General features: G+C 67.0%; 8 protein-coding genes and 3 pseudogenes. 6 read left to right on the top strand and 5 right to left on the bottom strand.

All coding sequences use genetic code 11. From position 1 onward, the window contains the following. Window positions 1-65 precede the first annotated feature (65 nt). From ACFPCV_RS25910 to ACFPCV_RS25890, 5 genes and pseudogenes are all read left to right on the top strand, one after another. Window positions 66-248 (top strand): annotated as a pseudogene (locus ACFPCV_RS25910) (IS3 family transposase); the annotation flags it as partial. Window positions 249-444: 196 nt separating this feature from the next. Continuing rightward, a complete protein-coding gene (locus tag ACFPCV_RS25905; RefSeq protein ID WP_378058937.1) occupies window positions 445-957 on the top strand; it encodes a hypothetical protein in 513 nt (170 codons plus the stop codon). A gap of 465 nt (window positions 958-1,422) precedes the next feature. After that, complete coding sequence (locus ACFPCV_RS25900) at window positions 1,423-1,572, top strand: hypothetical protein (RefSeq protein ID WP_378058936.1); 150 nt, start codon at window positions 1,423-1,425, stop codon at window positions 1,570-1,572. A gap of 248 nt (window positions 1,573-1,820) precedes the next feature. Next, entirely contained in the window at window positions 1,821-2,306 is a 486-nt protein-coding gene (locus ACFPCV_RS25895) for a hypothetical protein (RefSeq protein ID WP_378058935.1), read from the top strand. 63 nt (window positions 2,307-2,369) lie between these two features. Then, entirely contained in the window at window positions 2,370-2,492 is a 123-nt protein-coding gene (locus ACFPCV_RS25890) for a hypothetical protein (RefSeq protein ID WP_378058934.1), read from the top strand. A 235-nt stretch (window positions 2,493-2,727) separates the two neighbouring features. Here the strand turns inward: ACFPCV_RS25890 and ACFPCV_RS25885 are convergent, their stop codons facing one another. From ACFPCV_RS25885 to ACFPCV_RS25865, 5 genes and pseudogenes are all read right to left on the bottom strand, one after another. Then, the gene (locus tag ACFPCV_RS25885) at window positions 2,728-3,486 is read right to left on the bottom strand and encodes a hypothetical protein (protein WP_378058933.1); all 759 of its coding nucleotides are present in this window, start codon (window positions 3,484-3,486) and stop codon (window positions 2,728-2,730) included. Continuing rightward, window positions 3,483-3,851, bottom strand: coding sequence for a peptidoglycan-binding domain-containing protein (locus ACFPCV_RS25880; RefSeq protein ID WP_378058932.1), 369 nt, complete (start codon window positions 3,849-3,851; stop codon window positions 3,483-3,485). The genes ACFPCV_RS25885 and ACFPCV_RS25880 overlap by 4 nt, the downstream gene beginning before the upstream one ends. An 11-nt stretch (window positions 3,852-3,862) precedes the next feature. After that, window positions 3,863-4,534, bottom strand: coding sequence for a hypothetical protein (locus ACFPCV_RS25875; protein WP_378058931.1), 672 nt, complete (start codon window positions 4,532-4,534; stop codon window positions 3,863-3,865). A gap of 287 nt (window positions 4,535-4,821) precedes the next feature. After that, complete coding sequence (locus ACFPCV_RS25870; protein WP_378058930.1) at window positions 4,822-5,187, bottom strand: IS3 family transposase; 366 nt, start codon at window positions 5,185-5,187, stop codon at window positions 4,822-4,824. A gap of 55 nt (window positions 5,188-5,242) precedes the next feature. Next, window positions 5,243-5,473 (bottom strand): annotated as a pseudogene (locus ACFPCV_RS25865) (transposase); the annotation flags it as partial. Window positions 5,474-5,668: 195 nt separating this feature from the next. On the opposite strand from ACFPCV_RS25865, the pseudogene ACFPCV_RS25860 reads away from it, so the two are divergent. Then, window positions 5,669-5,971: pseudogene (locus ACFPCV_RS25860) on the top strand (IS5/IS1182 family transposase); the annotation flags it as partial.

The raw sequence follows: 5,971 nt of genomic DNA, 5'->3' as shown, positions 1-5,971 counted from the left end.
AGTCCGTCGGCTTTGGCCTTCTCCAGAGCTTCGTGTAAGTCGGGTGCCTGATCGGCGAGTACCTCGAACTCGTCCGCAACCTCGGACCATGGCGCGGGATCGATGACCTCGAAATCGCCACCGTCGAGTACATCGACTGGTACAACAACCGACGCCTGCTCGGTGAACTCGGACACCTCCCACCAGCCGAGTACGAAGCACTACACGCGATGACCCACCCCGTCACCGCAACCCTGGAAACCAGATAACAGACTCTCCATCAAACCCGAGGCTTGACACCTGCTCGGTTTTGGCGTCAACGTGCGCAACGGAGGTGTCGGGGACGCTGTTTTCGATCTGTTCGACGTCACCGGCATTGGTCGCCAATACCTCGGGATGCCCCAATGCCCGCCCAGCGGCTGCGTGGCATGAGCGATGGCCAACCAGATTCCTTACAATGTCTCCATGACAGAGGACTGGAGACGTGTCGACCTACCCAATGGTACGTCCGTCCCGGTTCGCCGCAACAGCCCCGCAGACGCGGCCTTCTCCCATGACGTCACCGCGCTGGGTTCTGGCGTGCCCATGTCGTGGAGCCTGGGTGCGCTGGGTGACCTCATGTGGATGCGGTTGCCTGAGACCCGTCCTTTCCTGGCCGAACGAATCGCGAGAGCGGTGCAAGACGCCATCGATCAAGACGACGAGTTGATTTTGCTGGTCGGACCTGTTGCTGCGGACGCATTGTGGCATCCGGTCATGCGCCCGGCGCTGGACAGCTACCCCAACACCAAGGACCGAGTAGCTGCGCAGTTCCTGGTGGTCGGCGAGGCATACCTTGCCGACCACCCTGACTGGGACGCAACGCGAGGCGCTCTGGAGAACTACGTGTTCAGCAACCTCCAAGAACCCGAATACCGCCACATCGTCGAAGAGGTAGACCCTGCGCTGGCATCTCTCATCGAGGCGGTGGGAGGGTGAATGGACGGTCGTGCGGGTCCGACCCCTGTCCGGCTATGGCCTGTCGAACGTAGACCCGGTGGCGCGCCGCCGATCGTGTGAGCGGCGGGATCTCGATCGCGTTCTATGCTGACGTTCCCATCCACATCACCGACAGCACGGCCCGTAACTTGTCGATCTGATGTTCCGGTGTACGGCACCGGTCCGGCGCACCCCACCGGACACGTCCGCCGGAGCGGAGTACCCGGAACTGGCGAAAACCCGAGATTGCTCGGATTGATCAGAACGGCGGGTCGTCGGGTCCGAGCGGTCGCGCGCGTTCGGGTCAGATCCGCAGGACGACATCCTCGCCAGCCAGCTCGGAGCCGCCGTAATACGCGATGCAGTTGCCCCTCCGGCCGCGCCGCACCGTCGCGCGGGGTCGCCCGCGCGGCGGCCACCAAGTGCCGGTCGGCGTCGACCAGGCCGTGCCCGACGATGCGGCGGGTGGCGTCGACGAACGCCTCCGCCTGCCACCGCAAGCAGATGCCGATCCAGGCCGTACAGGACGGTCACGTCGACACGGCGCGGCGGGGTCACCCTCTCGGGGTCGGCATGCAGATCGTCCCCGCGAGGGTGATGCCGACCTCGACGTAGTGCCGAGCCGAACCGCCACTCGTACATGCCACCCAGCGGCAGGTCGAGGATATCGAGGACCTCGTGCCGCCAGCCCATGTTCCGACTGGACAAGCGCGCACTGCTCACGGGCATCCGGGTGCTGACGCACACGACATTGGCCGCCCTGACCTGAGGTTCGCGGGCCGGTGGCCCTGCACCGGCCCCAGCCGTGGCACCTTGCGGTCAGCGCCCGTTCCGCGGTGGGCTGGCCTTCTACCGTGCCTGTCATGTGGCGTCGGATCGTGGTCGTGTGCGTGGTTCCCCTGGCTCTCGTCGGCTGTGGCGGTGACCCGGTCCCTGAGCAGCGCCGCACACAGGCGACAGCCACGACCACCACGACAGCGGCGTCGTCGGCCCCTGACAGCCCGGCCGACGACGCCGACCTGATGCGCATGCTCCTCGGCGGCACGTCACCGCGCTGCCCCACCGGCACCCCGATGAACAACACCACCTGCGGCGAGCTGATGGCCAGCGCCAAGAAGCTTGTCGATCTCGTGGACGTCGCCTTGGACGGCATGCCGGCAAACGGGCCCTACGTCGCGGTCAACGAAGCGGTGACATCCTTCAACGACGCCTACAGCACCCTCGAGTCCACCGGCTGCTACACTGCCGCCCCCGTTGGCGGCGTCGACGAATCGTTCTGCCAGACCCTCGCCGACCTGGTCGCGCTCTCCTGGCTGAACCTCCAGTCGACCATCGACCAGCTCCGCTAATTCCCGCACAACCTCGATGACCAGCGGTGATCGCTCCGGCGCGGAGCTGAGCGGCAGAACGCCGTGCCCGGGGTCAGCGGACCGCTGTCCTACGACAACGACGGCACCGCACACCAGAAGGTCGTGCCGTTGATGCGGTTGGACAAGCTGGGCGAACCGACGTTCGTGGAGTTGGTATCGGACTAGTTAGGCGCGTCGATGCCCGAGTACTGCGCGATGCAAGTGAATGATGATCGACTTCAAAGCAGTGCGTCACTGTGTAGCTTCCGCTCATCGGCATGAGCGTGCGTTCGGCAAACGTCCGACCATCGGCGGCAAACTCGGCAGTGTCTAACCGCGTACCGCAGCTGGACCCAGTCGGTCGCCGGCGTTTAACCTTCGAGCGGGCCGGGCACGTTCCCGGCCCCCACGGGCGCCCGGACTACGTCGAGGACGAGGACGAGGACGAGGACATGTGGTTCTGGACGTGTGTGATCACCTCGATCAGGTTGCCCTTCTCCACGTCGGCCTGCTGGGCCAGGGCCGTGAGCCGTTCGCGGACCTTGGCGAGCCGTTCCTGCAGACCGTTGATGTAGTTCTCCAGGTTCTCCCTGCGCTCGGTCTCCTCCGGCCGGTTAAGCGAGGCCAGCCGTTCGGCGTGCTTGACGCACGCGCGCCGGTAATCGCGTATGCCGGTGGCCAGTGCCGTGAGACCGGCTCCGCCGACCATGGTGGTGTTCACGATCGCTGAGTCGAACCCCCACGCGGCGGTGTCGAGGAGGTTCTGGTTCGTCGCGCTGGTGGTGTTGTCGCCGGCCTCCTCGATTCTGGCGTGGCCCGCGTCCTCCGCCGACGCGGCGGCGTGCAGGGAGAAGACCGCGTTGAGGATGGCGCCGATGCTCGCCAGGGTGCCGAGGCCGAGGGTGCTCCAGGCGGTGTTCAGCTCCCGCTTCTCCTCGGAGGTCCAGTCCGAGCCCTTCCAGAAGTGCCAGGTGCCCTCGACCGGGACCGGCCGCTCTCCGAAGACGTCGAACCTGTCCTCGGAGCGGAAGTGCTCGGTCTCCTCGGCCCGCGCCTTGTCCAGCTGGACCTGGGTGTCGTTGATCTCGTCCTTCAGGCGCCGTTTGGCCGCCGTGGCCCCCTGCTGGTCCATCGTCGCGATCTTGGCCGCGTCCTCGGCCATGCGCTCCGAGCTGGTCATACCGTTGCCTCCTCGGCCATCACGGACTCCACGTCACGGGCGAGCTCGTCGAGGTCGAGGCCCACCTCCTCCAGCAGGAACCGCCGGACGCCCGCCTCGTCCTGACAGGTGTTCGCGATCTTCGCCAGCAGCGGGAAGTTCTCCGGCGCGAGGCGGGCCAGCATCTCGGGCTGCCCACCGTCCGAACCGGTCGTGCCGGTGGTGGGCTCGGGCGAGGCCACGGACCCGGCCTTCGGGGTCGCGGCCTGCTCGGTGAGCTGGGTCCAGACCTCGGTGCCGAGCTTGCCGTCGAGAGCGAGGCCGTGGTCGCGCTGGAAGGCGAGCAGGCGGGCGCGGAAGTTCTCGTCGAACACGTTCGTTGCCATGACGCAGCTCCTCAGTAGCCGGCTCGGGTGAGCAGTTCGTCGGCGTAGGCGACCCAGTCGCCGCTGTCGCCTTCGGTCACCACCGGGAACTCCGCGACAGCGGGGGCGTCCGCGGCCGTCTCCCGGGTTGCCAGGGCGTAGCCGGGGACCCCGTACTCGTCGAACACTTGGACCTTGTCGCCGGCCTCCGCGTACTCGACGAACGCCTGTCCCTCCGCGCCCAGTCCCCGCTGCCCGGTCTCGTAGGAGAACCACTCGCGGAACGTCAGCCAGCTCGCCTCGTCGCGGTCCCAGCGGGCGCCCAGCTCGTGCAGGGTCGCGTGCCAGACCTTCGGGTCCGTATCGGCAGCGCCCTCCTCGAACCCCGCTCCGGCCTGGGCGACGTCCTCGTAGGCGCTCTCGTAGGCGGCGTCGAGCGTGTCGACTCCCGCCTGGTGCATCTCGGCGACGACCTCGAGCGGCGCGGGGAGTTCCGCCATGACGCGGACGAACTCGGTCACCACGTCCTGGCGGACGCCGGCCTGTTCGACGGCCCCGGCCAGGTTCTGGACGAAGCCGTCCCAGGAGGTTTCACGGTCGGCCTCGTACGTATCGCACAACGCCTGGAACCAGGCTCGCCGCTCGGAGGCGGCATCGATGGGGACAGCGGTCGCGGCGGCGAACGCGGAGGCGGGGGTGCTCACACGACGCTCCTTCGGGGTCTGCGGACGGTCACTCCAGCCTCGCGTCGGCGGGGCCGCCTGACAACGGCTACACGACCGCTCGTTCGGGCGGCCGCACCGCCCAAACGGGCAGCATCGACCGATCTCGGCACGTCACCATCCCGGGCCCGCCCGCACCGGACACGACACCTCGATGCCAACTGCCGCGCGCATCCGCGATCAGGGTGAGGTTGCGGACCGGCGCATGTGCGGCGCACCCAGGCGCTGTCGAACCCGCCAGCTTGGTGCCCGGCGCCTCGGCGGTGAAGTCACGGTCGACCAGGTCCGGGATGCGGTGGGTCTGGTCGGCCTCGGTGGTGGTCGGCCGCCACGGCCGCGGTTGGCAGGCGACCAAGCCCAGGTCGCGCAATCAGGTCCCGGACCAGCTCGTCGGACACCTGCTCGCCCGAACGCGCCAGCACGGCGTGGATGCGCCGGTAGCCGTAGGTGCCGTGGTTGGCCTGGAAGATCGCGGTGATCATCGCGGCCAAGCGCTCGCGTCGGCGGGCCGTCGGCGACGGTGCCCGGTCTTTCCACTCGTAGTAGCCCGAGGTGGACACACTCAGCCAGGCGCACATCTTGGTGATCGGGAACGTGTCCTTCTCGCCGTCGATGAACGCGAACTTCGCGGTCACCGATACTCCTGGGCGAAGAAGGCCGCAGCTTTCCCAGGAACTCGTTCCGCATCTTCAGTTCCTGGTTTTCCCGCTCGAGTCCCCGCAGGCGGGCACGCTCGGACACCGACAACGGTTCCTCGTCCACCGGGTGATTCTTTCGATACGCGGCTACCCAGTTCCCGAGAGTGCCCGGGTTGATTCCCAACTCCCGAGCAACTTGCGCGACCGGACGATCACCGTCGATCACCATCTTGACCGCTTCATCCCGAAACTCGGGAGAAAACTTCCGACGCCGTTCCGGCATTGATCATCCTCCATTCCAAATCGGACCTTATTAGGTCCACTGAGGTGATCTCAGCAAGATCAGCTTGGTGGTGAGCGCGCTGGGCGGGGAGGCGTGGGGCGAGTGCGCCGGTTGGCCGGTACCGGTGAGATGTGGGCGGGGAGCTCCTGGTAGGACTGGATTTGCGAAGATCAAGTCCGAGGTCAGGGGCTCCCCGTGATTGCCTATCGTGCCATGCTCGACGTGCCGCGTGAACTCGCCCAGTACCTCAGCCGTCTGCTGCATGCCGAACGCCGCCGTCGTGGTACTCGCGCAAACAGCAGGGCGTTGAGCTGCTTCCGGCAAGCAGTGCTGGGTCTTCGCTGGTTCCGCCAGGCCGTCGATGTCACCGCGCTGGCGCGGGACCATGGGATCCTCCCGTGCCACCGGGTACCGCTACCTCGACGAGATCATTGAGGTACTCGCCGATCAGGCACCCGACTTACACGAAGCTCTGGAGAAGGCCAAAGCCGACGGACT

It is taken from the genome of Actinophytocola glycyrrhizae (assembly GCF_042653545.1).
In the GTDB taxonomy this organism is placed as follows: Bacteria; Actinomycetota; Actinomycetes; order Mycobacteriales; family Pseudonocardiaceae; genus Actinophytocola; species Actinophytocola glycyrrhizae.
The sequence above is the reverse complement of the archived record's forward strand: the minus strand, read 5'-3'. Positions and strand labels throughout refer to the sequence as shown.